The organism is uncultured Sphingomonas sp. (genome assembly GCF_937871615.1).
Lineage (GTDB): Bacteria > Pseudomonadota > Alphaproteobacteria > Sphingomonadales > Sphingomonadaceae > Sphingomonas.
Window position 1 is genome coordinate 102,841 of record NZ_CALMPA010000046.1, and the last position, 25,135, is coordinate 127,975.

Sequence of the window (25,135 nt, forward strand, 5' to 3'; positions counted from 1 at the left end):
TCCGCCCGCGTAAGGGGTGAAATCGCCTCCGGCAAGCGGTGACGATTGCAACCATCCTCGCCGCACCGGCGCGTCACGACAAAGCGGGACGCGCCGGCGGGAACCGCCCGCTTCAGGCCCGGTTCGCGGCGCTCAGCACCGCGCGGACGCTGGCGGTCGCGATATCCGAATCGATTCCCACCCCCCAGACGGTGCGCCCGTCGGCGGTGCGGCATTCGAGATAGGTTGCCGCCTGGGCATGGGCGCCGTTGCCGATGGCGTGCTCACTGTAATCCACCACCTCCAGATCGGGGCCGGTCGTTTCGGCAAGGGCCGCGATCACGCTTGAAATCAGCCCGTTGCCGCGCCCGGAGAGCGATCGTTCCTCGCCGTCGATCGCGACGCGGCCAACGAAGCGGCGGTCCCCTGCCGGGCCGGTTTCCTCGTAATCGCGCAGCATGAAGCGGTCTTTCACGCTGGGCAGATAGGTGCGCTCGAACGCGCCCCAGATATCCACGGCGTTCAGTTCGCGGCTCGATTCGTCGGCCAGCGCCTGCACGACACGGCTGAAATCGGCCTGCATCCGCTTGGGCAGTTTCAGCCCCTTGTCCTGCTCGATCACCCAGGCGACGCCGCCCTTGCCCGATTGCGAGTTGACACGGATCACCGCTTCATAGCTGCGCCCGAGATCCGCCGGGTCGATCGGCAGATAGGGGACTTCCCACAGATCGTCGTTGCGCGCGGCCTGTGCGGCGAAGCCCTTCTTGATCGCATCCTGATGGCTGCCGGAAAAGGCGGTGAACACCAGATCGCCGGCATAGGGCGTGCGCGGGTGGACCGGAATGTTGGTGGCATATTCCACCGTCTTCACGATCGCGTCGATATCCGACAGATCGAGCTTTGGATCGACGCCCTGCGTGTACATGTTGAGCGCGACGGTCACGAGATCGCAATTGCCGGTGCGCTCGCCATTGCCCAGCAGGCAGCCCTCGACGCGATCGGCGCCCGCCATCAGCCCCAGTTCCGCCGCCGCGACGCCGGTGCCGCGATCGTTATGCGTGTGGAGCGAGATCACCACGCTGTCGCGATTGGGGATGTTGCGCCCGAACCATTCGATCTGGTCGGCATAGACGTTGGGCGTCGCGCATTCGACCGTCGCGGGCAGATTGAAGATGATCGGGTTTTCCGGCGTCGGGCGCAGGATATCCATCACCGCGGCGCACACCTCGACCGAGAAATCCAGTTCCGCGGTGGAGAAGGTTTCGGGGCTGTATTCGAATATCCACTTGGTGTCCGGCTGCTTGGCGGCTTCGTCCCGCAGCACCTTGGCGCCCTCGATCGCGATCTGGCGCACTTCGTCGCGCGACATGCCGAACACGATCTTGCGCCATGCCGGGGAGACGGCGTTGTAGAGGTGGACGATCGCCTGCTTCGCCCCCTTCAGGCTCTGGAAGCTCGTTTCGATCAGGTCGCGGCGCGATTGCGTCAGCACCTGGATCGTCACGTCGTCGGGGATGCGGCCCGACGTGACCAGCCCGGAGATGAAATCAAACTCGGTCGCGCCCGCGCTCGGGAAGCCGACCTCGATCTCCTTGATCCCCACCTTCACCAGCAGATCGAAGAAACGCGTCTTCTTCTCCGCGTCCATCGGGTCGATCAGCGCCTGATTGCCGTCGCGCAGATCGGTGGAAAGCCAGCGCGGGGCACGGGTGATGGTTTTCGACGGCCAGGTACGGTCGGCGATGTCGATGGTCGGGAACGGACGATATTTCGTGGATGGATCGCGCAGCATGACGGCTCTCTGTTGCAGGGAGGCTATTGGGTCGTTCGGCTTGGCCCTTAGGCGCGTCGGCGTGGGAAGCCCACGCGGCAGAGTTCGCGCCTAAGGGCGCGTAAGTCGAAGGAGAAGGCCGAACACCTGCGTCATTACGGCACGCGGTAACCCCGGAAGGGTGGCGCTGTCTAGCCCCGGCGCGCGAAAAGCCTGTCGAACGGCGTATGCGGCACGATCCAGAACAGGGCGACCAGCGCGGCGCAGGCGATCCCCAGCCACGGCGAGACGAAGGTGAGCGCGAAGCCGAGCGTATAGACCACCACCGCGAAATAGCCCTTTCGCGTGGTGCGCAGGTGATAATCGCGCGCCGCCTCGTGCCGCGCGCCGGTCTTGGCGATCACGCGTTGCAGCCAGGCATAGCCGACAGCCGGGAGGATCAGCGTGACGAGATAGACCTGCGTGGCCGTCCGGCTGAACTCATGCTCGCCGAGATAGGCGGTGCCGAACGGCACGAGGCTGAGGCCGAACAGCAATGCGAGGTTCGACCAGATCAGCGCGTTGCCGACGGTGCGCGCATGGCCCAGCAGCCGGTGATGATTGCCCCAATAGAGACCGACGTAGATATAGCTCAGCGCGTAAGCGAGAAACAGGTGCCACATCGCCAGGATGTTGCGGATGCCGTCCGCCGCCGGCACCTTCAGTTCCAGCACCATGATCGTGATGATGATCGCGATCACGCCGTCGGAGAACGCCTCCACCCGGCCGACGCCTTGGCCTTCGCCGGCCTCGTCCTGCGCCATCGCTTATTTCACGAAGGCGGCGCTGATCTTCAGCGTCACCGCGTCCGACACCATCGGGACGCCGTATCCGACGCCGAAATCGCTGCGGCGGATCGTGGTCATCGCGGTGAAGCCGACATTGTCCTTGCCCATCATCTTGCCCGCGCCATGGAATTTGACGTCGAGCGTGACGGGCTTCGTCACGCCGTTCAGCGTGAGGTTGCCGTCGATCTTCGCGTTTTCGCCGCTCGCCGTCACTTTGGTGGAGACAAAGTGCGCATCAGCCGGGCTGGGGCCGAAGAAATCGGCCTTGGCGCCTTCCTTGGGCGCGCGGAGCAGGTGCGCGGTGAGATCGGGGTTGGCCGTAAGCACCTTGCTTACGGGGATGGAGACCTCGACCTTCGCCGCGTTCGGTTTTGCCGGATCGAGCGTCAGCGTGCCGGTCGTATCGCCGAACAGCCCGAAATAGGGCGTGAAGCCAAGGTGATCGACGGTCCATTCGATCAGCGTGTGTCGTGGGTCGACCGTATAGGTGCCCGCCACCACGGCGGCGGGATCATGCGATCCCGGCGGCGCCTTGGGCGCTTGCTGCGCGATGAGCGCGGTGGAGGCGAGGGCGATGACGGCGATGGCGGTGAAGCGCATTGGAGTTCCCTTTTCTTTCCGTGGATTGAACCACAAGCGGCGGACAGGGGGAAGCGCAGAAAATCGAAACGCGGCGTTTCCGCATCCGATGCCGCTATTTGACCGCGCCTTCGATCAGATCGAACTTGATCCTCACCCATGCGCCGATCAGCGGCTTGTCCCCCCGGCGTGGCGGGCGGACGAGGAATTGCCATGATGCCTGGCGTAGCGCGCGCGATATGCCCGATCCCGGCGTCTCCCCGATCTCGCGGCAATCCTCGACATGATAGCGTTCCGCGATGCGGCAGATCACCATGCCCCAGCCGGCTGCTTGCCGCGCCGGGAGATAGGTCGCCATTTCGGCATGGGTCGGCTCGCGATACCATTCGGCGTAATACAGATCCTCGCCACCCGGCGCCCCCCCGGCGGCGGCGACCTGCGATCCGTTGGGCGCGGCATGATTGCCCGTGTCGCCATTGGCCGATGCGCTCTGGTCACGCTGTGACCTGATCCGCCCGATATCGGATGCGGCGTAATCGGCGCGCGACAGCATGATGACGCCCGGCAGCGTGATCGGCGGGGTGGGCGCGGAGGTGGCGCGCGGCGGCGGAGCGGCCTGGTGCCTTTCCTGCTTTTCGGCCTTCGGGCGCTCGACCACGGTTTTGGTCTTGTTGCGTTGCTCGCCCTTCGCCTCGGACACGTTGAAGGTGGAGAGCGGGCGCATATCGACGATCAGCGGCGTTCCGGTGATCGCGCCGACCGTGATGAGCGCGAGGACGACAAGGACGCCCACCGCGATCGAAAGCAGCAGCGCACCGGCGCGCCCGCGCACGCCGACTTGCGACTGGTACGACGAGGAACGGTAGGACGCCGCACGAATCACGCCCCCGCCTCTAGAGAGGCGAGGGCGGGAATGCACCAGCGATCAAACACGGTTCGTCGCGGTTTTCGGATTACAGGCCGGTTACAGGCCGGATCAGTTGCGCTCCTTGTCCACCAGCTTGTTCGCGCCGATCCATGGCATCATCGCGCGCAGCTTGCTGCCGACCTGCTCGATCTGGTGCGCGCTGGCGGCCTTACGCGCCGCCTTCAACTCGGGCTGGCCGGCGCGGTTGTCGAGCACGAAGTTCTTGACGAAGCGACCGGACTGGATGTCCGCCAGCACGCGCTTCATTTCCTTCTTCGTCTCGTCGGTGATGATGCGCGGGCCGGTGGTGATGTCGCCATATTCGGCGGTGTTGCTGATCGAATAGCGCATGTTGGCGATGCCGCCTTCATACATCAGATCGACGATCAGCTTCAGTTCGTGAAGGCATTCGAAATAGGCCATTTCAGGGGCATAACCCGCCTCGACCAGCGTTTCGAAACCGGCCTGGACGAGCGCGGTGGCGCCGCCGCACAGCACCGCCTGTTCGCCGAACAGATCGGTTTCGCATTCCTCGCGGAAGTTCGTCTCGATGATGCCCGAGCGACCACCGCCGACGCCCGAGGCATAGGCCAGCGCCACATCATGCGCGTTGCCGCTCGCATCCTGATGGATCGCGATCAGGCAGGGGACGCCGCCGCCGCGCGCATATTCGGAACGCACCGTGTGGCCCGGCCCCTTTGGCGCGATCATAATCACGTCGATATCCGCCGGCGGCTCGATCAACCCGAAATGGACGTTGAGCCCGTGCGCGAAGGCGAGCGCGCTGCCGGGGCGCAAATTGCCCTTCAGATCATTCTCCCAGATCGCCGCCTGATGCTCGTCGGGCGCGAGGATCATCAGGATATCGGCCCACTTCGCCGCTTCCTTGTTCGACATGACCTTGAAGCCGGCGCCTTCAGCCTTTTTCGCGGTGGCCGAGCCTTCGCGCAGCGCGATCGCGATTTCCTTCACGCCCGAATCGCGCAGGTTCTGCGCATGGGCATGGCCCTGCGAGCCATAGCCGAGGATGGCGATCTTCTTGGCCGTGATGAGGTTCAGATCGGCGTCGCGATCGTAATAGACGCGCATGTGATAATCCTTTCGTGAATGCTCGGTAAATGTGGCCCGCACGCGGGCATTGGAAATGAAGGTTCAGGCGGGTTCGCTGCCCCGCGATATGGCGACGATGCCGGTGCGGGCGACCTCGATCAGGCCGACTTCGCCCATCAGCTCGACGAACTTGTTGATCTTCTCGATGCTGCCGGTCACCTCGAACACAAAGCTGGAGGTGGTCGCGTCGACCACGCGGGCGCGATAGACATCGGCCAGCCGCAGCGCCTCGATCCGATGATCGCCGGTGCCCCGCACCTTCACCAGCGCCAGTTCACGCTCGACGTGATCGCCCTCGGCGGTGAGATCGTGGACCCGGTGGACCGGGACGAGCCGATCGAGCTGCGCCACGATCTGCTCCAGCGTCGCCGGGCTGGCGGAGGTGACGATCGTGATCCGGCTGACCTGCTTGTCCGCCGTGATCTCGCTCACCGTCAGGCTTTCGATATTATAGCCGCGCGCGGTGAACAGCCCCGCGATCCGGGCAAGGATGCCCGGTTCGTTATCGACGATCACCGCCAGCGTATGGCGCTCGGTTGTTTCTTCCCTGATGTGCATCTTCTTCTCGCTCCCCTCCCTTTCAAGGGTGGGGCTGGGGGTGGGTAGCGTCCAGGTGGTACGGGGCGGCAGGCTTTGCGGGGTGCCGTATCCGAGCACTCCACCCACCCCCGGCCCCACCCTTGAAAGGGAGGGGAGGTAGTTGGTTCAAACCAGCGCCTTCGCCTCGTCGTTCATCGTGCCCGAAACCTCGTTCGCCTGCAGGATCATGTCGGTATGCGCCGCGCCGCTCGGGATCATCGGGAAGCAATTGGCGAGCTTCGCCACCCGGCAATCGACCATTACCGGCCCGTCGTAAGCGAGCATTTCCGCGATGCCGCCTTCGAGCTGGTCGGGCCGCTCGATACGGATGCCCTTCCAGCCATAAGCCTCGGCGAGCTTCACGAAATCCGGGAGCGCATCCGAATAGCTTTCGGAATAGCGGCTCTCATACGTCAGTTCCTGCCACTGGCGGACCATGCCCATATATTCGTTGTTGAGGATGAAGATCTTCACCGGCAGGCGATATTGCGTAGCGGTGCCCAGTTCCTGAATGTTCATCTGGATCGAGGCTTCGCCCGCGATATCAATCACCAGCGCGTTCGGATGGCCGAGCTGCGCGCCGATCGCGGCGGGCAGGCCATAGCCCATCGTGCCGAGCCCGCCCGACGTGAGCCATTTGTTCGGGCTGTCGAATCCGAAATGCTGCGCCGCCCACATCTGGTGCTGGCCCACCTCGGTGGTGATGATCGGCGCCTTGGCGTGGGTCGCATCCCACAGCGCCTTGATCGCGCGCTGCGGCATGATCTCCTCGCCGCCTTCCGGGAAATCGAGGCTGTTCACCGCGCGCCAGCCGTCGATCCGGCGCCACCATTCGGCGATGTCGGGCTTTGGGTGGCGGCGCGATTTCCAGATGTGGATCATGTCCTCCATCGCGTGGCCGGCGTCCGCCAGAATGGGGAGGTCGATCCGCACCGTCTTGTTCATCGACGAGCGATCCACGTCGATATGCACCTTGCGGCTGTTCGGGCTGAACGCGTCGAGCCGGCCCGTCACGCGATCGTCGAAGCGCGCGCCGATCGCGACGATCAGGTCGGCCTGATTCATCGCCATATTGGCTTCATAGGTGCCGTGCATCCCCAGCATCCCCAACCATTGCGGGCTGGAGGCGGGATAGGCGCCAAGGCCCATCAGCGTGGAGGTCACCGGCGCGCCGGTGATCTTGGCGAGTTCGCGCAGCATCTGGCTTGCCGCCGGGCCGGAATTGATGATGCCGCCGCCGGTATAGAGGATCGGGCGTTCCGCCGCCGCCAGCATATCGACGACCTGCTCGATTTCCCTGCGATCGGCTTTCACCGGCGGGCGATAGGTCTTGTGCTGGATCGGGCCGGGCTTCGCGTAGCTCGCGGTGGCGACCTGCACGTCCTTGGGAATGTCGATCACCACCGGGCCGGGGCGACCGGAGGTGGCGATATGGAACGCCTCATGCACCACCGGGCCGAGCCGTGCGGGATCCTTCACCAGATAATTGTGTTTGGTGCAGTGCCGCGTAATGCCGACGGTATCGGCCTCTTGAAACGCATCGGAGCCAATGAGGTGCGTCGCGACCTGCCCGGTGATGACCACCATCGGGATCGAATCGAGCAGCGCGTCGGTGATGCCGGTAACCGCGTTGGTCGCGCCGGGGCCGGAGGTGACGAGCACCACGCCGGGCTTGCCGGTGGAGCGGGCATAGCCCTCCGCCGCATGGGTCGCGGCCTGTTCGTGGCGGACGAGGATGTGGCGAATCCGCCCCGAACGGAAGATCGCGTCGTAAATCGGAAGGACCGCGCCCCCCGGATAGCCGAAGATGACTTCCACGCCGAGATCGCACAGCGCCTCGACCAGGATGTCTGCTCCGCTTTTCTCGGTCACGTCGATCACTCCTTCATTCATGCTGCACAAGCGAATAGCGTGCGCGGTTGAAGCTCGCTAGTGCATCAAATATTACGCGTCAAATAATAATATTGAAATATTCTTTCAAATCGTCTCTCGACACCTCCGCAACGCGCCGCCAGTCCGGCGGCGGCTGGTTGCGGAACCAGGTATATTGTCGCTTGGCATAACGCCGCGTCGCGATTTGCGCCTCACGGAGCGCCTGTTCGCGATCAATGGCGCCCGCGAGCATCGCGGCGATCTCCGGCACGCCGATCGCGCGGCGTACCGGGGCATCGAGGGGCACGTCCGCGCGCGCCACCAGCCGCGCGACCTCATTCACCGCGCCGCCGTCGAACATCGCGATGAGTCGCGCGTCACACCGCGCGACCAGTTCGTCTCGATCCGGCAGCAGGATCAGCGATCGCAGATCAATCGACGCGCCGATTCCGCCGCTCGGTTGCGTCTGCCAGTCGGCAAGCGTTCTCCCCGTCGCGCGTATTACCTCAAGCGCACGCGCCACCCGTGCCGTGTCGGCGGGGGCGAGCCGTGCGGCGGCGGCGGGGTCTTCACGGGACAGCGCGATATGCGCTTCCGCGACGGGCAGCGCGCGCACCTCGGCGCGGATCGCGGGGTCGATGTCGGGCACCGGGGCGATACCGGCAATCAGCGTGCGCAGATAAAGCCCGGTGCCGCCAACGAGGATCGGCAGCCGCGCCTCGTCATGCGCTTCGGCGATCGCGGCGCGCGCGTCCGCCGCCCATTGCGCCGCCGAACAGGCGGTCGCCCCGTCAATATAGCCGAACAGGCGATGTGGCACGCGCGCTTCGTCCGCCGCGTCGGGCCGGGCGCTCAGGATGCTGAGGTCGCGATAGACCTGGCTCGCGTCGGCATTGATGACCACGCCGTTCGCGCGTTCCGCCAGTGCCATCGCCAACGCGGACTTGCCGCTTGCCGTCGGCCCTGCGATGAGCGCCACCGCTGGGCGGGAGTGAGGGAGTTCGATGTTCACGGCGACGTTGATAGCAACGGGACGGCTCACCGCCCAAATCCTCTCTGACGCGAAGGCGCGGCTCGCCGCGAAAGGCTGTGCGCCGGATGAACCGGCGTGGCTCGACGAGGGCGATGCGGCGGATATCTCGTTCGCGCGGGAGCCGGAGGCCGCGCGAGCCAGTCTGGAGGGCGCGTTCGATCGCGTCGATATCGTCGTGCAGGCGAGCGTCGACCGCGAAAAGAAGCTGCTGGTGGCGGACATGGATTCGACCATGATAACCATCGAATGCATCGACGAACTCGCCGATTATGCCGGGATCAAGCCGCAGATCGCCGGGATTACCGAGGCGGCGATGCGTGGCGAACTCGATTTCGCCGCCGCGCTGGATGCGCGCGTGGCGCTGCTCAAGGGGTTGGGCGCGGATGCGATCGAACGCTGCCGTGCGGAGCGGGTGCGGATCATGCCCGGCGCGGCGGCGCTGGTCGGCACGATGCGCGCGCGCGGCGCGACCGCGGTGCTCGTTTCGGGCGGCTTCACCGCTTTCGCTGATCCGGTGGGGGAGACGATCGGCTTCCATCGCGTGATCGCCAACCGGCTTCACGTCGCGGGGGATCGGCTGGCCGGCACGGTTGCCAAGCCGATCGTCGATTCATCCACCAAGGAGCGCACGCTGCGCGAGACGCGCGCGGAACTGGGCCTTGCCGACGTAGAGACGCTGGCGGTGGGCGATGGCGCGAACGATCTGGCGATGATCGGCATCGCCGGGTTGGGCGTCGCCTATCACGCCAAGCCGATCGTGGCCGCCGCCGCCGCCGCCCGGATCGATCACGGCGATCTCACGGCATTGCTCTGGGCGCAGGGGATCGCACGGAAGGACTGGGTGGTGCCCCTGAACGGCGACGGTTGATTTCGGATAGCTGCCGTTCCGATCCTAAGACGACCGTTCCGCGTCCCGCCTATTCGCGCTGCCGGAGCAGACCGTTACGGTGCCAACACCACGCACGGCACGCCCGCCTTGCCGCACGCGGCTTGGGCAGAAGCGCGGCTGGCGAAGCCGCTCGCCTGCACCTTCGTGATATTCCCGGTCTTGACGTAATTCACCCGACCGCCGGTCTTCGCTCCGATCTTGCCCCATAGGGCGTGGGCATTGCCCGCGTCGCGGAAGGCGCCGAGCTGGATGCGCCAGCTTCCGTTCGCCGCTGCGGCGGGGGCGGGAGCAGGCTTTGCCTCTTTCGGTTTGGCTGGCAGGGGTGCGGCACTGGCGACCCTCGCCGGTTTCGGCGCAGGCGCGGCCTTCTCGCGGCCCAGCACCGGATAGCTGGCACCCGGTGTTTTCGCGGGCGATGACACAGGCGGGCGCGGCGCGGCGGTGTGTTGCGCCCGTTCCGCTGTCGGCGCGGGAGAGGTCGCGGCGGCGAGGCGGGCATAGCGGCCGTCCACCTCGATCCGCTTCGCCATGGCTAGCCCCTGCTGGCGCTGCTCCGGGGTGATATATTGATCCATCTGCGCCAGCGTCTGCGAAGCCTGCGACAAGCCTTGCTGCGACGAGCGCGAGACCAGCGCGAAGGCGCGCGCCCAGTCCTTCCTCACCGCATCGCCGTTGAACAGCATCGTGCCGAGCACCAGTTCCGTGCGCTTCTCATCGCGCGCCACCGATTTTTCCAGCCAGGGCAGGGCGTCCGCCTTGCGGCCTTCCTGAAACAGGCTGAGCGCGTAATTGTCCTGCGCCTGCGCATGGCCTTGCACCGCGGCCTTATGGAACCAGTCGATCGCCTGTTTCTGATCGGTGGGCACGCCGCGCCCGAGCTTGAAGGCCTGCCCCATGTTGAACTGCGCATCCGCGTCCCCGGCGATCGCCGGCTTGCGCCATTCGGCGACCGCCTTGTCGTAATCGCCGCGACTCCACGCATCGACCCCGGCTTTCACATCCGCGATCGCTGGCCCCGCCACCGCCATCAGCGCCCATGCGCCGAGATACGCCATTCTCATCGCCCAGCCCCCATCCCGTTGATGTTCCCGAAACATGCCTGAAGCCCTATCACCAGGCAATTAACCATTCGTTCCGGCAAAGCCCGCGACGGAGCGTCCGCTCGCCGCAGCATTCGGCGCCAAACCATAACGCGAGGCCCTTCCGCGCCATTTACCTTTCCTTATCCTCCCTCATGGCATTTCGGCCCTCTGAACAGGTGGATTTGAGGGACTCATGCGCGTTCTCGCAATGGCATCGCAAAAGGGAGGGTCTGGAAAGACCACCTTGTCCGGCCACCTCGCGGTGCAGGCGCAGCTTGCCGGTGCCGGCCCGGTCGTGCTGATCGACATCGACCCGCAGGGTTCGCTCGCTGATTGGTGGAATGAGCGGACGGCGGAATATCCCGCCTTCGCGCAGACCACCGTGGCGCGTCTCGCCGCCGATCTGGAGGTGTTGCGCCAGCAGGGTTTCAAACTCGCGGTGATTGATACGCCGCCCGCGATCACCATGGCCATTCAGAGCGTGATACAGGTCGCCGAACTGATCGTTATTCCCACGCGCCCCAGCCCGCATGATCTGCGTGCCGTGGGCGCGACGGTCGATCTGTGCGAGCGCGCGAGCAAGCCGCTGATCTTTGTCGTCAACGGCGCCACGCCCAAGGCGCGGATCACCAGCGAGGCGGCGGTTGCGCTGTCGCAGCATGGCACCGTTGCGCCGGTCACGATTCACCAGCGCACCGATTTCGCCGCCTCGATGATCGACGGTCGCACCGTGATGGAGACCGATCCGAAGGGGCGCTCCGCCAGCGAGGTCGTCGCGCTGTGGAGCTATATTTCGGATCGCCTGGAAAAGAACTTCCGCCGCACGGTTTTCACGACGCCAAGCACGGTCAACGGGTTCGTCGCCTCTCGCACCGCGGCAGCCGGCTTTGGCCGGCGGGTGGTCGGCTGATGTTCGGCGCACCGAAGCCGCTCGCCTCGCTCTCGTCGGGGTTGCTCGCGCGCAAGGGGCAGGCTCGCCCCGCGATGCGTCCACAAGGATTCGGCAGCCTCGCCGGTCTTTCCACCGCGGGCGACGCGCTCGGCTGGAACGACATGGGAGAGCCGCCGATCGTGCCGCCGGTCCTGGCGGCGCGCGAAGCCTTGCAGGAGGAACTGACCTCCGCATTCCCGGCGGAAGCCGAAATCGGCGAGGAAATGCCCGCGTCGAAGGCCCACGTCGCACTCACCCCGCTGCCGCCGGCAGTGGACGTGTCGGTGGCGACAGCGGCACGCATCCGGCGCGAAACCGCGCATCGTCGCAAAAGCGCCTTCACGTTGCGGCTGGATGAGGAACGCCATCTGCGGCTGCGCCTCGCCTCCGCCACGCGCAATCGTTCGGCGCAGCAACTCGTCACCGAGGCGCTGGACGCCTTCATCGCCACACTGCCGGAGGTGGAGACGCTTGTTGCCCAACTGCCGCCGCGCAAGAAGCGCTGATCGGGATACAGGAATATGGTCATGAGGATTCGCGCGGTCGCCAGCCTGAGCCTTACGGCGCTGGTATTCGGTGGCGCCATGGTGGGCTGCACGCAGGGCGGCGCGGGCGTCGCTTCCGCCAGCAGCCGCAGTGATGCGGGCGTGGCGAAGCAGGCCGCCGCCAACGCCGAAAAGGCGCGTAAGGCGCTGACCAAAGGGCAGGCGGCGCAGGCTGCCGTTTTTGCCGAGGCGGCGGTGGCGATGCAGCCGCGCGATGCGGGTTACCGCGCGTTGCTCGCCGGGGCGTATCTCAAGGCGGGTCGCTTCGCCTCGGCCGAAACGGCGTATGGCGACGTGCTGGCGCTGACGCCCACCGACGGGCGCGCCGCGCTCAACCTCGCGCTCGCTCAGACCGCGGGCGGGGATTGGGAGAGCGCGCGCAAGACGCTGGCGGCTCATACGGCGCAACTCGATCCGACCGATCTCGGCCTTGCACTGGCTCTGGCGGGCAGCCCGACCGAGGGCGTGGAGGTGCTGATCGCCGCGACGCGCGCACCGGGCGCGACGGTCAAGACCCGGCAGAATCTCGCGCTTGCGATGGCATTGGCCGGGCGCTGGCAGGAGGCGCACAATATGGCCGCCGTCGATCTGTCACCAGCGGAGGCCGATCAGCGGATCATGCAATGGGCTGCTTTCGCCAAGCCGAATCATGTCGCCGATCAGGTCGCGGCGCTGCTCGGCGTGACGCCGGCGCAGGATCCCGGCCAGCCGGTCGCGCTGGCGCTCAACGCTTCGGTGCCGGTCGCTGTCGCGAACGCGGATAATGATGCCGGAACCGCGGTAATGTCTGCGCCCGAACCAAAGAAAGTCGCGATCGCCGCTGTGGTCGCTCCCATGCCGCAAGCCGTGGCGGTGGAGCAGGCCAGGCCGGTCATCGAGCCTGCGCCCGCGCCGGTGCTGGCGCAGATGCCCTCCGCAACCCCGGCCAAAGTGGTTTTCGCGCCGCGCCGGGAATTCGTCCAGGCGATCCCGGCGCGCGATTTCGCGGCGGCGAAGCTGGTGATGGCGCAGCACGAGGTTTCGCTTCGCCGTCAGGCACCGATCCGTAGCGCGCGCGTGCAGGAAAAGGGCGATTGGTACGTCCAGATCGGCGCCTTCTCCTCATCCGGGGTTGCCAAGGATGCCTGGGCGCGGGCGCAGCGTCGTTTCGTCGGCTTCTCCGGCAAGGCGCCGGCGGGGATGATCTTCAAGGTTGCCGACCGCGAATATTATCGGCTGTCGATCGGCGGGTTCAGCCGCGCGGATGCTGATGCCACCTGCCGCGCTTATCGTGCGGACGGCGGGACGTGTTTCGTCCGCGCGCGCGCCGGCGATCAGATCGCGCAATGGGCGAAGGGCGGCGTGCAGGTGGCGTCGCGCTGAGCCAGTGTTCGGCCTGCTGGCGGGCAGGATAATCAGCCGATCTCGTGCCCGCCTTTGAACAGGCGGCGGACCCGGCCTTGCGCGGGCAGCCCGTCGAACGGCGTGTTGCCCGCCTTGCCCGCCATCCGCTCCGCATCTATCAGCCACGGCGCCTGCTCGTCGATCAGGATGACATCGCCCGGCGCCCCGATCCTGAACGTGCCCGCGTCGATGCCAAGCACCCGCGCCGGATTGCGCGCGAGCAACGCGAACAGCCGATCCAGCGCGATTTTCTCGTCCCGCGCAATGCCGAGCGCAAGCGCGAGCAAGGTCTCCGCGCCCGAGGCGCCGGGGCTGGCATCCGCATAGGGCAAACGTTTTTCTTCCGGTCCGCGCGGATCATGGCCTGAACACAACACGTCGATCGTGCCGTCCGCCAGCGCGCGCAGTGCCGCGCGCCGATCGTCCTCCGCGCGCAGCGGGGGAGAGAGATGGGCGAAGGTGCGGAAGTCACTCATCGCATTGTCGGACAGCATCAGATGCGCCGGCGTGATGCCACACGTCACCTTCACCCCGCGACGTTTCGCCGCGCGCACCAGATCGAAGCCTGCCGCCGTGGTCACCTGCCGGATATGAATCGTGGCTCCAGTGTCCTCGGCGAGCATCACATCGCGCGCGATCGCCAGTGCCTCGGCCACCGAAGACGCAGAAGGAAGCCCGAGCCGAGTCGCCGTTTCGCCGGTGGTCGCCACCGCATCGCCGGTCAGCGCGCTGTCTTCGGCATGAGTGATGAGCGTCAGCCCGAGATCGCACGCATAATCGAGCACGCGCCGCATCACGCCCGAATCCGCGATCCAGCGCCGCCCGGTGCCGATCGCGCGCGCGCCAGCGGATTGGCAGATCGCCATTTCCGCCAATTCCGTGCCCGCCAGCCCGCGCGTCGCCGCCGCGATCGGATGGATCCACAGATCCGGCTTGCCGATCAATGCGGAGCGCTGGACGATGCCCGGCTCGTCGAGCACCGGCGATTGATCGGGCATCAAGCCGACACGGGTGATCCCGCCGGCGCGGAATGCGGCGCGGTCGATCGTCGCCACGCCGAGATCGACGATGCCGGGCGCCAGGATCAGGCCCTTGCATTCGATCACCATCGCGCCGGTCGCCGGGGTGTCCGCGATCAGCCCGTCGGTAATGAACAGATCGCCGGTCCGCTCGCCGCCCTCGGGGCAGACGATGCGCGCGTTGCGGAAATGGAGCGCGGCGTTCATGCCCAGCCCTCCACACCGCGCGCGCGCCGGGTGAGCACGTCCAGACACGCCATGCGCACAGCAACCCCCATCGCCACCTGTTCGGTGATCGCGGAACGCTCGGCATGGTCGGCGACGCTCGAATCGATTTCCACCCCGCGGTTCATCGGGCCGGGGTGCATCACCAGCGCATCCGGCTTCGCGCGCGCGAGCCGTTCCGGGGTGAGCCCGTAGCGCAGGTGATATTCGCGCGGGGAGGGGACATAGCCGCCCGACATGCGCTCGGTCTGGAGGCGGAGCATCATCACTACGTCCGCTCCTTCCAGCGCCGCGTCGAAATCAGTGAATGCGGTGACGCCCATCCGCTCGATCGCGGGGGGCATCAGCGTCGTCGGCGCGCATACCCGCACTTCGGCGGCGAGCGCGGTCAGCGCGAGGATGTTCGAGCGCGCGACCCGGCTGTGCAGCAGATCGCCGCAGATCACCACGCGCTGATGCGCGATGCTCCCCCGCCGCCGCCGGATCGTCAGCGCGTCGAGCAATGCCTGGGTGGGATGCTCATGCCGTCCGTCGCCCGCGTTGAGCACGGGGCAATCCACCTTGTCCGCGATCAGCCGCACCGCGCCCGACGACATATGGCGGATGACGATCACGTCGGCGCGCATCGCGTTCAGCGTCATCGCCGTGTCGATCAGCGTTTCGCCCTTCTTCACGCTGGATTGCGCCGCGTGCATGTTGACCACATCGGCGCCGAGCCGCTTTCCGGCGATCTCGAACGACAGCAAAGTGCGCGTCGAATTCTCGAAAAAGGCGTTGATCTGGGTCAGCCCCGCCAGCCGGCGATCGGGCGGGGCATGGGCCGCGTTCGGCGCGACCCAGCGTTCCGCCTCATCGAGCAGAAACATGATCTCATGCGGCTGGAGGCCCTCGATCCCGGTCAGGTGGCGGTGAGGGAAAACGGCGCCACCCGGTATCAGGGTGGCGGGGCGGTGGTCCGACGGTTCAGGCATCGAAGAGGAGCGGATAGTGACCGGCGCGCGCGGGCGCAACGGTGTTTATCGTCAGTTGTTCGGCACCATCGGCTTCGCGCCCTTCACCTCCGGCGGAATGGGCACCATTTCATAGATATCGAGCGATGCGCCACCGCCCGTCGCGCGATCGAGGATCAGCCGCCAGCGGAAGGCGGAAACCCGCTCGACCAGCCCGACCAGATCGCGAGAGGCATCCTCGCCATAGCGATATTGTTTCGTCTCGCCTTGGCGGCGATAGGTGCCGAGCAGCACCATGCGCTTGTCACCATCGGGATAGAGATAGCCTTCCGGTCGATTCTCGCCGGTGGTTTTGGCAAAGGCGGGTCCGTCCTTGTCCGCGAGAATGTAGCAGACATCGGGCGCAAAGGATTGCACGCCCCGCCTGCCGCCAAGCCGGATCAGCCGGCAATGATAGGGGCCGGGCGACAATTGCGGCGCCAGTTGCGCGGCCCCCGGATCGAGCAGCACGCCTTCTGACCGGGCGATGACGGCGGCGCCGCGCGGAAGCGAATTGATCGCGCGGGCGAAACGCGCGTCGAGCGTATCGAGCGAGCGCAGCCCCGCCGGGGTGGCGATCCGCATCCATTCGGGTTGCGGGGTGCTGGTGTCCACCGTTGCATGAGGCCGCATGGGGCTTGGCCGCATGGCGCTATGCTGCGCGCCGCATCCCGCAAGCGCCGCGCTCGCCAGCCCGATGGTCAGGCAACGCAGAACCATCCGCGATCTCCGAATGAAACGCCGACGACAGGATCGCATAATCGCGCCGGGAGAACGCGCGATCGGGCGGGTTGGTTCATGCCGGCAACGAATGCGGATCGCGAGGCTATACGCGGACGAGCGCGTCGATCGCTCCCTGCAGGATATAGGCAGCGGCCATCTTGTCGACGAGTTCGGCGCGTTTCGCCCGGCTCGCATCCTGCTCGATCAGGGTGCGCGTCACCGCCTGCGTCGACCAGCGTTCGTCCCACAGCAGGATCGGGCCGAGATCGGCGATGTTTCGCGCGAAGGCGCGGGTGGATTGGCTGCGCGGGCTTTCGCTGCCGTCAAGGTTGAGCGGCAGGCCGATGACGATGCCGGTCACCGCCTGCTCGGCGATCAGCGCGGCGAGCGCCTCCTTGTCCTTCGTGAATTTGGCGCGGCGGATGAGAAGGGCAGGGCTGGCGAAGGTCCACCCCGCGTCGCACAACGCGGTGCCGATCGTCTTGGTGCCCAGGTCCAGCCCGATCAGCCGCCCGCCGCCTGGCAGCGCATCGCGGAATTCTGCGGCGATGGTGGAGATCATCGCGCGGCCAGCCGCCGTGCGACATCCGCGCGGACATTCGCCCAGAACAGGGCATAATCATAAACGTGGAAATTATTGCCCGGCAGCACATAGGGGCCAAGTTGCGGCGCCTCGCCGATCAGCAGGAAGCCGCGCCCGGCGCAGCGCGCGGGCACCTTGCCGCGTTCGATCGTCGCGCCGGACATGTCGCCGGCGGGGAACAAGGTGCCGAGGTTCGCGCTCGCCGGGGCGTCCGCATCGGCGGTGCCGGTCAGCGGGTTGGTGCAGACGATCCGGGTGCCCCGCCGCGCTTGCCCGGTCAGCCCGATGGTGGCGTCGAACGTGTCTAGAATCAGCGTCGGGTCCGCCGGCTCGGCGAAGCTCCCCCAGGAAAGGACGCAGCCGCGCTGATCGCGGGCGGTGCATTCCGGCAGGCCAAGCGCGGGCAGATCGGCGGTGCGGCTGATCGGCCAGCCGACGACATAAGCGGCGGCGATCCGTTTCGCGAGCGGCTTGCCCGCGACCCGATCCTTGAGCAGCCGCATCAAATGCAGCGCGCCCTGACTGTGCCCGGCGAGAACGATCGGGCGCTCAGGCCCGATCCCGCGCAGGAACTCGTCGAACGCCTGAGCCACGTCGCGATAGGCGACATCGAGCGCCCGGCCGGCATCGGGCGCGGTGGTCAGGAACGCGCCGAACGCCGCCTGCCGATAACGCGGTGCCCAGATATCGCCCGCGCCGTTGAACGCGCTCGCCTGCCCGCGCAGGAACAATTCGGCGCGCTCATTGGCCTCTTTATCGTCGAGCGAAGCGTTCCAGTGGTCGCGCTCCAGATACGAGGTGGGGTGGATGAAGAAGATCGCCGCGCCGCCCGGCTTCGGGTGATAGCCCGCCGGCGTCCAGGATGCGGGGCTCTTTTCCAGGCCCGGCCGCGCATACCACATTTGCGGAACGTCATAGGCGTCGGCGGGCAGCGAAGCGCGCGCCTCGAACGTGGTGCCGGGGACGAAGCGCCAGCGGATCAGATCGTTGCCCCAGATACGAAAGACGATCGCGGCGACGATCACCAGCGCGGTAAGGAAGGCGACGATATAGAGAAATTTGCGGGCCATCGCGCGTGTGACTGCCCCAGCGGCGCAGCGCGCGCAATGCCGGGCATTGCTTTCCCGCGATGCACAATGGTAGCGGCGCACTCATGTCAATCGACACTGCCACAGTTAAGAAGGTCGCGAGCCTTGCGCGCATCGCGATCGACGATGCCGCCGCCGAGCGGCTCGTGCCCGAACTCAACAACATCCTCGGCTGGATCGAGCAACTCGGGGAGGTCGATACCAAGGGCGTCGAGCCGATGACGGCGGTGATCCCCAATCATCTGCGCCTGCGCGACGATGTCGTTACCGACGGCGGCATCCGCGACGCGGTGCTGGCGAACGCGCCGGCAGCCGAGCATGGTTTCTTCACGGTTCCGAAGGTGATCGAATAGTGTCCGACCTTACCGACCTCGGCATCCGCGAGATTCGCGACGGCGTGCGCGCGGGCACCTTCTCCGCGCGCGAAGTGGCCGAAGCCTTCAACGCTGCCGTCAGCAACGCGAAGGCGCTCAACGCTTTCCTCGTCGAGACCCCCGATCACGCGCTTGCCGCCGCCGATGCCGCCGATGCCGCGCGCGCGGCGGGCGAGACGCTGAAGCCGCTCGCGGGCGTGCCGATCGGCATGAAGGATCTGTTCTGCACCAAAGGCGTGGCGAGCACCGCGGCGAGCCATATCCTCGAAGGTTTCACCCCGCCCTACGAGTCCACCGTCTCGCAGAACCTGTGGGATGCGGGCGCCGGGATGCTCGGCAAGCTCAACATGGATCAGTTCGCGATGGGCTCGTCCAACGAGACGAGCGCGTTCGGCAATGTGATCTCGCCGTGGCGGCGCAACGACGGCGGCAATGCCGCGCTCGCGCCGGGTGGTTCGTCGGGCGGCTCGTCCGCCGCGGTCGCCGCGCGGATCGCGCCGGGCGCCACGGGCACGGATACCGGCGGCTCGATCCGTCAGCCCGCGGCCTTCACCGGCATTTCGGGCATCAAGCCAACCTATGGCCGCTGCTCGCGCTGGGGGACGATCGCGTTCGCCTCGTCGCTCGATCAGGCCGGGCCGATGGCGCGTGACGTGCGCGATTGCGCGATCATGCTGGGCGCGATGGCCGGCTTCGATGCGAAGGACGCCACCTCGCTCGATCTGCCGGTGCCGAATTGGGAAGCGATGCTCGACGCCAGCCTCGCGGGCAAGCGCGTTGGCGTGCCGAAAGAATATCGTGTCGACGGAATGCCCGCCGAGATCGAAACCCTGTGGCAGCAGGGCATTCAGTGGCTGAAGGATGCCGGCGCCGAGGTGGTCGAGGTATCGCTGCCGCACACCAAATATGCGCTGCCGGCTTATTACATTATCGCACCGGCCGAGGCTTCGTCGAACCTCGCGCGTTACGATGGCGTGCGCTACGGCGAGCGCGATCTGCCCGACGGCGCGAATCTTCAGCAGATGTATGCGGCCACCCGCGCGGCGGGCTTCGGCGATGAGGTGAAGCGCCGTATCCTGATCGGCACTTATGTGCTCTCCGCCGGCTTCTACGACGCTTATTACACGCAGGCGCAGAAGGTCCGTGCGCTGATCGCGCGCGATTTCGAGGCGGCGTGGGAGAAGTGCGACGTGCTGCTGACGCCGACGGCGCCGTCGGCCGCCTTCGGGCTGGGCGAGAAGCAGGCCGATCCGCTGGCGATGTATCTGAACGACGTGTTCACCGTGCCCGCCAGCCTCGCCGGGTTGCCGGCGATGAGCGTGCCGGGCGGGCTTTCCGCCGAGGGGCTGCCGCTGGGCCTCCAGATCATCGGCAGGCCGCTCGACGAGCAGGGCGTGTTCAATGCCGCGCTGGCGATCGAGGAACGCGCGGGCTTCGCGGCGCGCCCGCAGGCGTGGTGGTAAGGAACGAAAGCGATGACTGAATCCACCTATCGCATCAAGGGCGCCACCGGGGATTGGGAGGTCGTGATCGGCCTCGAGGTTCACGCGCAGGTCACGTCGAACGCGAAGCTCTTTTCCGGCGCCGCCACCGCGTTCGGTGCGGAGCCGAATACGCAGGTGAGCCTTGTCGATGCCGCGATGCCGGGAATGCTGCCGGTGCCGAACCGCGAGTGCATCCGGCAGGCGGTGCGCACCGGCATGGCGATCGACGCGCGGATCAACAAATGGTCGCGGTTCGACCGGAAGAATTATTTCTACGCCGATCTACCGCAGGGCTATCAGATTTCGCAGCTTTATCACCCGCTTGTCGGAGAAGGCTCGGTCGAGATCGAGGATGGCGACGCGATCAAGGTGATCGGCGTGGAGCGCATTCACGTCGAGCAGGACGCTGGCAAGCTGATGCACGATCAGCATCCGACGCGCTCTTATGTCGATCTCAACCGTTCCGGGGTGGCGCTGATGGAGATCGTCAGCCGCCCGGATATGCGTTCGCCAGCAGAGGCAGGGGCTTATCTGCGAAAGCTGCGCGCGATCCTCCGCTACGTCGGCTCGTGCGACGGCAATATGGAGGAAGGCTCGATGCGCGCCGACGTCAACGTCAGCGTGCGCAAGCCGGGCGACGAATTCGGCACCCGCACCGAGACGAAGAACGTCAATTCCGTGCGCTTCGTGATGGCCGCGATCGAGCACGAAGCGAACCGGCAGGTCGATGTGCTCGAATCCGGTGGCAAGATCGTGCAGGAAACCCGCCTGTTCAATCCGGATACGGGCACGACGCGCTCGATGCGCTCCAAGGAAGACGCGCACGATTACCGTTACTTCCCCGATCCCGATCTGTTGCCGCTCGAACTGGACGATGCGTTCCTGGACGAATGCCGCGCCTCGCTGCCCGAACTGCCCGATGCGAAGCGCAAGCGGTACGAGGCGCTGGGGATCACCACCTATAACGCCGATGTGCTGACGGCGGAGGTGGAGACCGCGCGCTGGTTCGATGCGCTGCTGGAAGCCGGCGCTGCGCCCGCCGCCGCGTCCAACTGGGTGACGGGGGAGTTGTTCGGCGCGCTGAACCGGATCGGGAGGGGGATCGGGGAATCGCCGGTCACGCCCGGTCAGGCGGCTGAACTGCTCGCGCTGGTCGCGAACGGCACGCTTTCCGGCAGCCTCGCCAAGCAGGTGTTCGAGGTGATGCTTGAGACGGGCGACGCGCCGGGCAAGATTGTCGAGGAGCGCGGTCTGAAGCAGACTTCGGACACTGGCGCGATCGAGGCGATCATCGCGGAAGTGCTGGCGAAGAACCCGAGCCAGCTCGAACAATATCGCGGCGGCAAGGAGGCCCTGTTCGGCTTCTTCGTCGGCCAGACGATGAAGGCGATGGCGGGCAAGGCCAATCCGCAAGTGGTGAACGAATTGCTCAAAAAGGCGCTCGCCGCCTGACGTGACGGGCAAGCCAGGCGGGCGCGACAAAGGGTTATCTGTCGCGCCCGTTGTTTTTATCGCTCGTTGAGCCGCGGCATCAGCTCGACGAAATTGCAGGGCCGGTGGCGGCTGTCGAGCTGCTCACGCAGGATGCCGTCCCACCCGTCCTTCACCGCGCTGGTCGATCCGGGCAGCGCGAAGATATAGGTGCCGCGCGCGACGCAGGCGCAGGCGCGCGATTGCACGGTGGATGTGCCGATCGTCTGATAGCTGAGCCAGCGGAACAGTTCGCCGAAACCGGGAATCATCTTGTCCGCGACCCGCTCGATCGCCTCCGGGGTCACGTCACGCCCGGTGACGCCGGTGCCGCCTGTGGTGATGACGCAATCGACCCGTTCATCGCCGATCCAGCGATGAAGTTGCGCGACGAGATCGTCGGCGTCGTCGCGCAGGATGGCGCGATCGGCCAGCACGTGCCCTGCGCCGGTCAGCCGCTCCACCAGCGTATCGCCCGAACGATCCTCCGCCAGTGAGCGCGTGTCGGATACGGTGAGCACGGCGATGCGCACCGGCAGGAAAGGGAGGCTCGTGTCGATCGGCATAAGGCGCTGACGCTAATTGGAGAGGCGGGGTCTGGCGACCCCAAATAGGCGGGGTTCAGTGTTTCCCGTTCGCCGCCACGGCCGCGCGGATCAGGGCTTTCAACGCCTCGGGGTTGATGGCATCGCCTTCGTGAAAGTCGATCGCGCGCCGTACATTGCCGTCGAGGCTGGCGTTGAACAGCCGCGCGGGATCGTCAAGCGCGGCGCCCTTGGCAAAGGTCATCTTCACGGCGTTCTTGTAGCTCTCGCCGGTGCAGATCATCCCGTTGCGATACCAGACGGGAACGCCGCGCCATTTCCATTCCTCGATCACGTCGGGAACAGCCTCGATGATAAGCGCGCGGATGCGGGAAAGCGTGTCGCCGCGCCAGTCCCCGAGTGCGCGGATGCGCGCGTCGATCAGGTCGGACGGTGTTTCGGCACCGTCGCTCGCCATCAGTGGCCGCCGCCGCTGATCGTGGTCGAGGTGGGGCCGACGCGCCCGTCCACCGCGATCGCGGTCTGCTGCGGGCGTGCCGCGATGCGCACCGCGCTCGGCCCCGGAAGGCCGGGGAAGCGCGGCCACATGCCCTGCGCCAGCGCGGCGCGGCTGGTGGAGGTCGCGCGACCGGCCTGCGCCTCATACATCCAGTAATTGCGCAGCACCGTCGTCACATAGCCGCGCGTTTCCCAATAGGGGATGCTTTCGATGTAGAGCAGGGGATCGCCGCCGTCCTGAACGATCGCGTTCCAGTCCTGCACGGGCTTCGGCCCGGCGTTATAGGCGGCGATGACCTTGGGCAGCAGCCCCTGTGTGATGCCCATGTCGCGCAGCTTTTCGAGGTGGCGCTGGCCGATATCCATGTTCGTGGAAGGCCGGGTCAACGCCGCGCGATCGACGGCCATCCCGCGTTCGCGCATGTAATCGGTTGCCGCCGCCGGCATGATTTGCATCAGGCCATAGGCGCCCGCCGGGCTGACCACCTTGTTGCGGAAACCCGATTCCTGAAGGGTGTGCGCCCACACCAGCGCCTTGTCGACGCGCCAGCCGGTATCCGGCGTCCAGTTCGGCGTGGGATAGCGCGCATCGGCGGTGGTGACGACGCCGGGCGGGCAATTGTGCGCCAGCCACACGACGCTCGCCGGCAGGTCCATCTGCTCGGTGAGCCGGATCAGCGCCGCGAATTCGTTTGGCGCGCCGATCCGCGCCTGCTGGCGGATCACCTGATCGGCGGCGTCCGTCTCTCCGATTTCGACCAGCGCCGCGGCGACGCGCACGTTCGGGCGCCGTTCGAGCAAGGCCCAGTCGGCGGTGACGCGCTGGGGCCGGATCACCGGCGACGAGATGTTCAGCGCTTGCCGCGCAAGCTGGCCGTAAAAGGCCTCGCCATATTGCGCGGCGTTCTTTAGCCGGCCTTCGACCCGATCGGGGCGGCCGCAGCGCATGTCCGCCCGCGCGGCCCAATAAAGCCCGGCGGCACGCAGATCGGTATCGTTCGCGCGGGTCGAGACGCCCTCGAAGCCGCGACCGGCGGCGGCGCAATCATCGGCGCGCCACGCGGCGAGCGCGGAGGTCCAGCGGGCCTGTATTGCCCAGTCACCCACGCCGTTCGCGCCAATGTCGCCCAGCCGGCGGGCATCGCTATCCAGCCCTTGAAGGAAATAGATCCATGCCACGCGCGCGGTCCATTCCGTCTGCGCTTCGGGGGATAGGCCGTTGGTGGAATCGAGCAATGCCTCCGCGTCGCGCCCCATGTCACCCTTGATATAGGGCTGCATCTTCTGCGCGAGATCGGCGGCGACCTGATCGCTGCGGGTGGCCTTGACGCGGACGCGGTTGGGCGCGCCATCCTGCCAGATGAGCCGCTGCGCCTCAGGCAGCGGCGGCAGATCGACCGCGCCGCGCGCGCGCGCCAGCCTTGCCACCGCCTCGGCCTGCGGGAGTTCGGGGGCCTCGGTCACCAGCTTCACGAGCGGATCAAGCTCGACGCGCGGTGAGCCTTTGGCGGTATAAAGTTCGGCGAGCGCGTAGGAATGGAGCGGGCCGGGCGCCATCGCGGTGAGGCCGATCTGCGCATCCTGCCAGCGTTGCTCACGGATCGCGGCGAACACGGCGCGATAGGCGGTGCGCTGCTCGGGCGAGAGTTGCGTCGGGATACCGGGCCTGGCGCTGAGCGCGCTGGTCGCGGTCGCGCCCGTGGTGGCGATCGTCGTTCCCGCCGGTAGCGGATCGGCATAAGCAATCCCCGCGGACAGGGCGGCAAGACCGGCCGCCGCCACGAATTTCGCAATCACGCCTCAATTCCCCCGATCAGCAATTGTAGATCCCTCCAGGCCTCGGCCTTGGCGGCGGGACGCTCGCGCAACAGACGCGGGTGATAGCTCGCCACAACCTCGGTCTTCCTGCCACCCTTATGGTCAACAGGGTGCAAACGCCCACGGGCTTCGGCGACATCCATCGAAAGCAACGCACGACTCGCCGCATTTCCTAGAGTTAGCAGTCGTTTTGGCGCGACGAGCGCAACATGGTGGCGGGCGATTTCGAACAAGGCGTCCTGCTGCTCGCGCGGCAGCCGCCCGGCGATCGGGCGCGCGGCGGCAACCGCGGCGAGGTGCACGTCGGCGCGGGTGCGGCCGATCGCGGCAAGCATCCGATCGAACAGCCGCGCGGTCTCGCCGGAAAACAGCTCGTCGCGATCATCGCGATCGGGGCAATCGGCCAGGATCATCAGATCGGCGCTCGCCGCGCCCGATGCGCCGATCAGCGCGCCGCCCCATCCGGCTTCGGGCGCGTCGGCGCCGATGCGCCACGCCAGAAACCCCTCCAGCGTCGGCGGGAGCGCGAGTGCGCGGCGCGCGGGGGCAGCAGGCGGCGCGGCCTGATCCGCGCGATCGGGCGCACGCGAATCCGCCGCACGCGCGGGCGTTTCCGCCTCCGGCGCGGCGAGCCAGTCGAACGGATCGTCACTGACGAGCACGTCCACACCGGCGGCTTCCCACCATTCCAGCGTGCTCGCGCTGGCCTTTGCCCAATCGAAAATCTGATCTGCCCCCATCGCGCGTATAAGGATTGGCGTTGACGCGCCGGTCAATTCCCTTGAGAGCCAGTGACGGACAGGACGTTGCCGGATCGCGCCCGAATGCGAAT

At 66.7% G+C, this 25,135-nt stretch carries 25 protein-coding genes; 7 read left to right on the forward strand and 18 right to left on the reverse strand.

Annotation, left to right across the window (positions count from 1 at the left end):
* Positions 1–112: 112 nt before the first annotated feature.
* From leuA to miaA, 8 genes are all read right to left on the reverse strand, one after another.
* Complete coding sequence (gene leuA, locus Q0316_RS13410; RefSeq protein WP_298673346.1) at positions 113–1,771, reverse strand: 2-isopropylmalate synthase; 1,659 nt, start codon at positions 1,769–1,771, stop codon at positions 113–115.
* 170 nt (positions 1,772–1,941) lie between these two features.
* On the reverse strand, positions 1,942–2,553 hold the full coding sequence (locus Q0316_RS13415; RefSeq protein ID WP_298673348.1) for a TMEM175 family protein: 612 nt from the start codon (positions 2,551–2,553) through the stop codon (positions 1,942–1,944).
* Between the two features lie 3 nt (positions 2,554–2,556).
* The gene (locus Q0316_RS13420; protein ID WP_298673350.1) at positions 2,557–3,177 is read right to left on the reverse strand and encodes a YceI family protein; all 621 of its coding nucleotides are present in this window, start codon (positions 3,175–3,177) and stop codon (positions 2,557–2,559) included.
* A gap of 94 nt (positions 3,178–3,271) precedes the next feature.
* The gene (locus tag Q0316_RS13425; RefSeq protein ID WP_298673352.1) at positions 3,272–4,039 is read right to left on the reverse strand and encodes a hypothetical protein; all 768 of its coding nucleotides are present in this window, start codon (positions 4,037–4,039) and stop codon (positions 3,272–3,274) included.
* 93 nt (positions 4,040–4,132) lie between these two features.
* Positions 4,133–5,152 carry a ketol-acid reductoisomerase gene (ilvC, locus tag Q0316_RS13430; RefSeq protein WP_298673354.1) on the reverse strand — a complete coding sequence of 340 codons (1,020 nt, stop codon included), beginning with the start codon at positions 5,150–5,152 and terminating at the stop codon, positions 4,133–4,135.
* Between the two features lie 63 nt (positions 5,153–5,215).
* Positions 5,216–5,731: an acetolactate synthase small subunit gene (gene ilvN / locus Q0316_RS13435; protein ID WP_298673356.1), complete on the reverse strand. Its 516-nt coding sequence runs from the start codon at positions 5,729–5,731 to the stop codon at positions 5,216–5,218.
* Between the two features lie 147 nt (positions 5,732–5,878).
* On the reverse strand, positions 5,879–7,624 hold the full coding sequence (locus Q0316_RS13440; RefSeq protein WP_298673358.1) for an acetolactate synthase 3 large subunit: 1,746 nt from the start codon (positions 7,622–7,624) through the stop codon (positions 5,879–5,881).
* 79 nt (positions 7,625–7,703) lie between these two features.
* Positions 7,704–8,555 carry a tRNA (adenosine(37)-N6)-dimethylallyltransferase MiaA gene (gene miaA / locus Q0316_RS13445; RefSeq protein WP_298673942.1) on the reverse strand — a complete coding sequence of 284 codons (852 nt, stop codon included), beginning with the start codon at positions 8,553–8,555 and terminating at the stop codon, positions 7,704–7,706.
* 73 nt (positions 8,556–8,628) lie between these two features.
* On the opposite strand from miaA, the gene serB reads away from it, so the two are divergent.
* Positions 8,629–9,525 (forward strand): phosphoserine phosphatase SerB, encoded by an 897-nt coding sequence (gene serB / locus Q0316_RS13450; RefSeq protein ID WP_298673360.1) that lies wholly within the window; start codon positions 8,629–8,631, stop codon positions 9,523–9,525.
* A 74-nt stretch (positions 9,526–9,599) separates the two neighbouring features.
* Here the strand turns inward: serB and Q0316_RS13455 are convergent, their stop codons facing one another.
* On the reverse strand, positions 9,600–10,607 hold the full coding sequence (locus Q0316_RS13455; protein ID WP_298673362.1) for an SPOR domain-containing protein: 1,008 nt from the start codon (positions 10,605–10,607) through the stop codon (positions 9,600–9,602).
* A 214-nt stretch (positions 10,608–10,821) separates the two neighbouring features.
* Between Q0316_RS13455 and Q0316_RS13460 the strand changes: the two genes are divergently transcribed.
* From Q0316_RS13460 to Q0316_RS13470, 3 genes are read left to right on the forward strand one after another with little or no spacing between them, the layout of a single operon-like run.
* Positions 10,822–11,538 (forward strand): ParA family protein, encoded by a 717-nt coding sequence (locus Q0316_RS13460; protein WP_298673365.1) that lies wholly within the window; start codon positions 10,822–10,824, stop codon positions 11,536–11,538.
* Positions 11,538–12,065: a hypothetical protein gene (locus Q0316_RS13465; RefSeq protein ID WP_298673367.1), complete on the forward strand. Its 528-nt coding sequence runs from the start codon at positions 11,538–11,540 to the stop codon at positions 12,063–12,065. The genes Q0316_RS13460 and Q0316_RS13465 overlap by 1 nt, the downstream gene beginning before the upstream one ends.
* Before the next feature lie 21 nt (positions 12,066–12,086).
* Positions 12,087–13,466: a tetratricopeptide repeat protein gene (locus tag Q0316_RS13470; RefSeq protein ID WP_298673369.1), complete on the forward strand. Its 1,380-nt coding sequence runs from the start codon at positions 12,087–12,089 to the stop codon at positions 13,464–13,466.
* A gap of 32 nt (positions 13,467–13,498) precedes the next feature.
* Here the strand turns inward: Q0316_RS13470 and Q0316_RS13475 are convergent, their stop codons facing one another.
* The 5 genes from Q0316_RS13475 to Q0316_RS13495 form a co-directional block, all read right to left on the reverse strand.
* Positions 13,499–14,713 carry a dihydroorotase family protein gene (locus Q0316_RS13475; protein ID WP_298673372.1) on the reverse strand — a complete coding sequence of 405 codons (1,215 nt, stop codon included), beginning with the start codon at positions 14,711–14,713 and terminating at the stop codon, positions 13,499–13,501.
* Complete coding sequence (locus Q0316_RS13480; RefSeq protein ID WP_298673375.1) at positions 14,710–15,702, reverse strand: aspartate carbamoyltransferase catalytic subunit; 993 nt, start codon at positions 15,700–15,702, stop codon at positions 14,710–14,712. The genes Q0316_RS13475 and Q0316_RS13480 overlap by 4 nt, the downstream gene beginning before the upstream one ends.
* Before the next feature lie 51 nt (positions 15,703–15,753).
* Positions 15,754–16,440: a DUF4893 domain-containing protein gene (locus Q0316_RS13485; protein ID WP_298673376.1), complete on the reverse strand. Its 687-nt coding sequence runs from the start codon at positions 16,438–16,440 to the stop codon at positions 15,754–15,756.
* A gap of 106 nt (positions 16,441–16,546) precedes the next feature.
* Positions 16,547–17,005: a Holliday junction resolvase RuvX gene (gene ruvX, locus Q0316_RS13490; protein WP_298673379.1), complete on the reverse strand. Its 459-nt coding sequence runs from the start codon at positions 17,003–17,005 to the stop codon at positions 16,547–16,549.
* Positions 17,002–18,096, reverse strand: coding sequence for a DUF3089 domain-containing protein (locus Q0316_RS13495; RefSeq protein ID WP_298673381.1), 1,095 nt, complete (start codon positions 18,094–18,096; stop codon positions 17,002–17,004). Before Q0316_RS13495 ends, ruvX begins: the two co-directional genes overlap by 4 nt.
* A gap of 83 nt (positions 18,097–18,179) precedes the next feature.
* On the opposite strand from Q0316_RS13495, the gene gatC reads away from it, so the two are divergent.
* From gatC to gatB, 3 genes are read left to right on the forward strand one after another with little or no spacing between them, the layout of a single operon-like run.
* Positions 18,180–18,467 (forward strand): Asp-tRNA(Asn)/Glu-tRNA(Gln) amidotransferase subunit GatC, encoded by a 288-nt coding sequence (gatC, locus tag Q0316_RS13500; RefSeq protein WP_298673383.1) that lies wholly within the window; start codon positions 18,180–18,182, stop codon positions 18,465–18,467.
* Positions 18,467–19,951 carry an Asp-tRNA(Asn)/Glu-tRNA(Gln) amidotransferase subunit GatA gene (gene gatA / locus Q0316_RS13505; protein WP_298673385.1) on the forward strand — a complete coding sequence of 495 codons (1,485 nt, stop codon included), beginning with the start codon at positions 18,467–18,469 and terminating at the stop codon, positions 19,949–19,951. The genes gatC and gatA overlap by 1 nt, the downstream gene beginning before the upstream one ends.
* A 12-nt stretch (positions 19,952–19,963) precedes the next feature.
* The gene (gene gatB, locus Q0316_RS13510) at positions 19,964–21,424 is read left to right on the forward strand and encodes an Asp-tRNA(Asn)/Glu-tRNA(Gln) amidotransferase subunit GatB (protein WP_298673388.1); all 1,461 of its coding nucleotides are present in this window, start codon (positions 19,964–19,966) and stop codon (positions 21,422–21,424) included.
* A 56-nt stretch (positions 21,425–21,480) separates the two neighbouring features.
* Here gatB and moaB read toward each other — a convergent pair whose 3' ends face one another.
* From moaB to Q0316_RS13530, 4 genes are all read right to left on the reverse strand, one after another.
* Complete coding sequence (gene moaB, locus Q0316_RS13515; protein WP_298673391.1) at positions 21,481–22,008, reverse strand: molybdenum cofactor biosynthesis protein B; 528 nt, start codon at positions 22,006–22,008, stop codon at positions 21,481–21,483.
* Positions 22,009–22,063: 55 nt separating this feature from the next.
* A complete protein-coding gene (locus tag Q0316_RS13520) occupies positions 22,064–22,444 on the reverse strand; it encodes a DUF1801 domain-containing protein (protein ID WP_298673394.1) in 381 nt (126 codons plus the stop codon).
* Entirely contained in the window at positions 22,444–24,195 is a 1,752-nt protein-coding gene (locus Q0316_RS13525) for a lytic transglycosylase domain-containing protein (RefSeq protein WP_298673945.1), read from the reverse strand. The genes Q0316_RS13520 and Q0316_RS13525 overlap by 1 nt, the downstream gene beginning before the upstream one ends.
* A gap of 83 nt (positions 24,196–24,278) precedes the next feature.
* Positions 24,279–25,043, reverse strand: a complete 765-nt coding sequence (locus Q0316_RS13530) for a uracil-DNA glycosylase family protein (RefSeq protein ID WP_298673397.1) — start codon at positions 25,041–25,043, stop codon at positions 24,279–24,281.
* Positions 25,044–25,135 lie beyond the last annotated feature (92 nt).

Excerpts from the sequence above, each read along its gene's own strand:
- leuA (WP_298673346.1), bottom strand. The coding sequence starts at position 1,771 with ATGCTGCGCGATCCATCCACGAAATATCGTCCGTTCCCGACCATCGAC.
- Q0316_RS13415 (WP_298673348.1), bottom strand. The coding sequence starts at position 2,553 with ATGGCGCAGGACGAGGCCGGCGAAGGCCAAGGCGTCGGCCGGGTGGAG.
- Q0316_RS13420 (WP_298673350.1), bottom strand. The coding sequence starts at position 3,177 with ATGCGCTTCACCGCCATCGCCGTCATCGCCCTCGCCTCCACCGCGCTC.
- ilvC (WP_298673354.1), bottom strand. The coding sequence starts at position 5,152 with ATGCGCGTCTATTACGATCGCGACGCCGATCTGAACCTCATCACGGCC.
- ilvN (WP_298673356.1), bottom strand. The coding sequence starts at position 5,731 with ATGCACATCAGGGAAGAAACAACCGAGCGCCATACGCTGGCGGTGATC.
- miaA (WP_298673942.1), bottom strand. The coding sequence starts at position 8,555 with ATGGCACTGGCGGAACGCGCGAACGGCGTGGTCATCAATGCCGACGCG.
- serB (WP_298673360.1), top strand. The coding sequence starts at position 8,629 with ATGTTCACGGCGACGTTGATAGCAACGGGACGGCTCACCGCCCAAATC.
- Q0316_RS13455 (WP_298673362.1), bottom strand. The coding sequence starts at position 10,607 with ATGAGAATGGCGTATCTCGGCGCATGGGCGCTGATGGCGGTGGCGGGG.
- Q0316_RS13460 (WP_298673365.1), top strand. The coding sequence starts at position 10,822 with ATGCGCGTTCTCGCAATGGCATCGCAAAAGGGAGGGTCTGGAAAGACC.
- Q0316_RS13465 (WP_298673367.1), top strand. The coding sequence starts at position 11,538 with ATGTTCGGCGCACCGAAGCCGCTCGCCTCGCTCTCGTCGGGGTTGCTC.
- Q0316_RS13470 (WP_298673369.1), top strand. The coding sequence starts at position 12,087 with ATGAGGATTCGCGCGGTCGCCAGCCTGAGCCTTACGGCGCTGGTATTC.
- Q0316_RS13475 (WP_298673372.1), bottom strand. The coding sequence starts at position 14,713 with ATGAACGCCGCGCTCCATTTCCGCAACGCGCGCATCGTCTGCCCCGAG.
- Q0316_RS13480 (WP_298673375.1), bottom strand. The coding sequence starts at position 15,702 with ATGCCTGAACCGTCGGACCACCGCCCCGCCACCCTGATACCGGGTGGC.
- Q0316_RS13485 (WP_298673376.1), bottom strand. The coding sequence starts at position 16,440 with ATGGTTCTGCGTTGCCTGACCATCGGGCTGGCGAGCGCGGCGCTTGCG.
- ruvX (WP_298673379.1), bottom strand. The coding sequence starts at position 17,005 with ATGATCTCCACCATCGCCGCAGAATTCCGCGATGCGCTGCCAGGCGGC.
- Q0316_RS13495 (WP_298673381.1), bottom strand. The coding sequence starts at position 18,096 with ATGGCCCGCAAATTTCTCTATATCGTCGCCTTCCTTACCGCGCTGGTG.
- gatC (WP_298673383.1), top strand. The coding sequence starts at position 18,180 with ATGTCAATCGACACTGCCACAGTTAAGAAGGTCGCGAGCCTTGCGCGC.
- gatB (WP_298673388.1), top strand. The coding sequence starts at position 19,964 with ATGACTGAATCCACCTATCGCATCAAGGGCGCCACCGGGGATTGGGAG.
- moaB (WP_298673391.1), bottom strand. The coding sequence starts at position 22,008 with ATGCCGATCGACACGAGCCTCCCTTTCCTGCCGGTGCGCATCGCCGTG.
- Q0316_RS13520 (WP_298673394.1), bottom strand. The coding sequence starts at position 22,444 with ATGGCGAGCGACGGTGCCGAAACACCGTCCGACCTGATCGACGCGCGC.
- Q0316_RS13530 (WP_298673397.1), bottom strand. The coding sequence starts at position 25,043 with ATGGGGGCAGATCAGATTTTCGATTGGGCAAAGGCCAGCGCGAGCACG.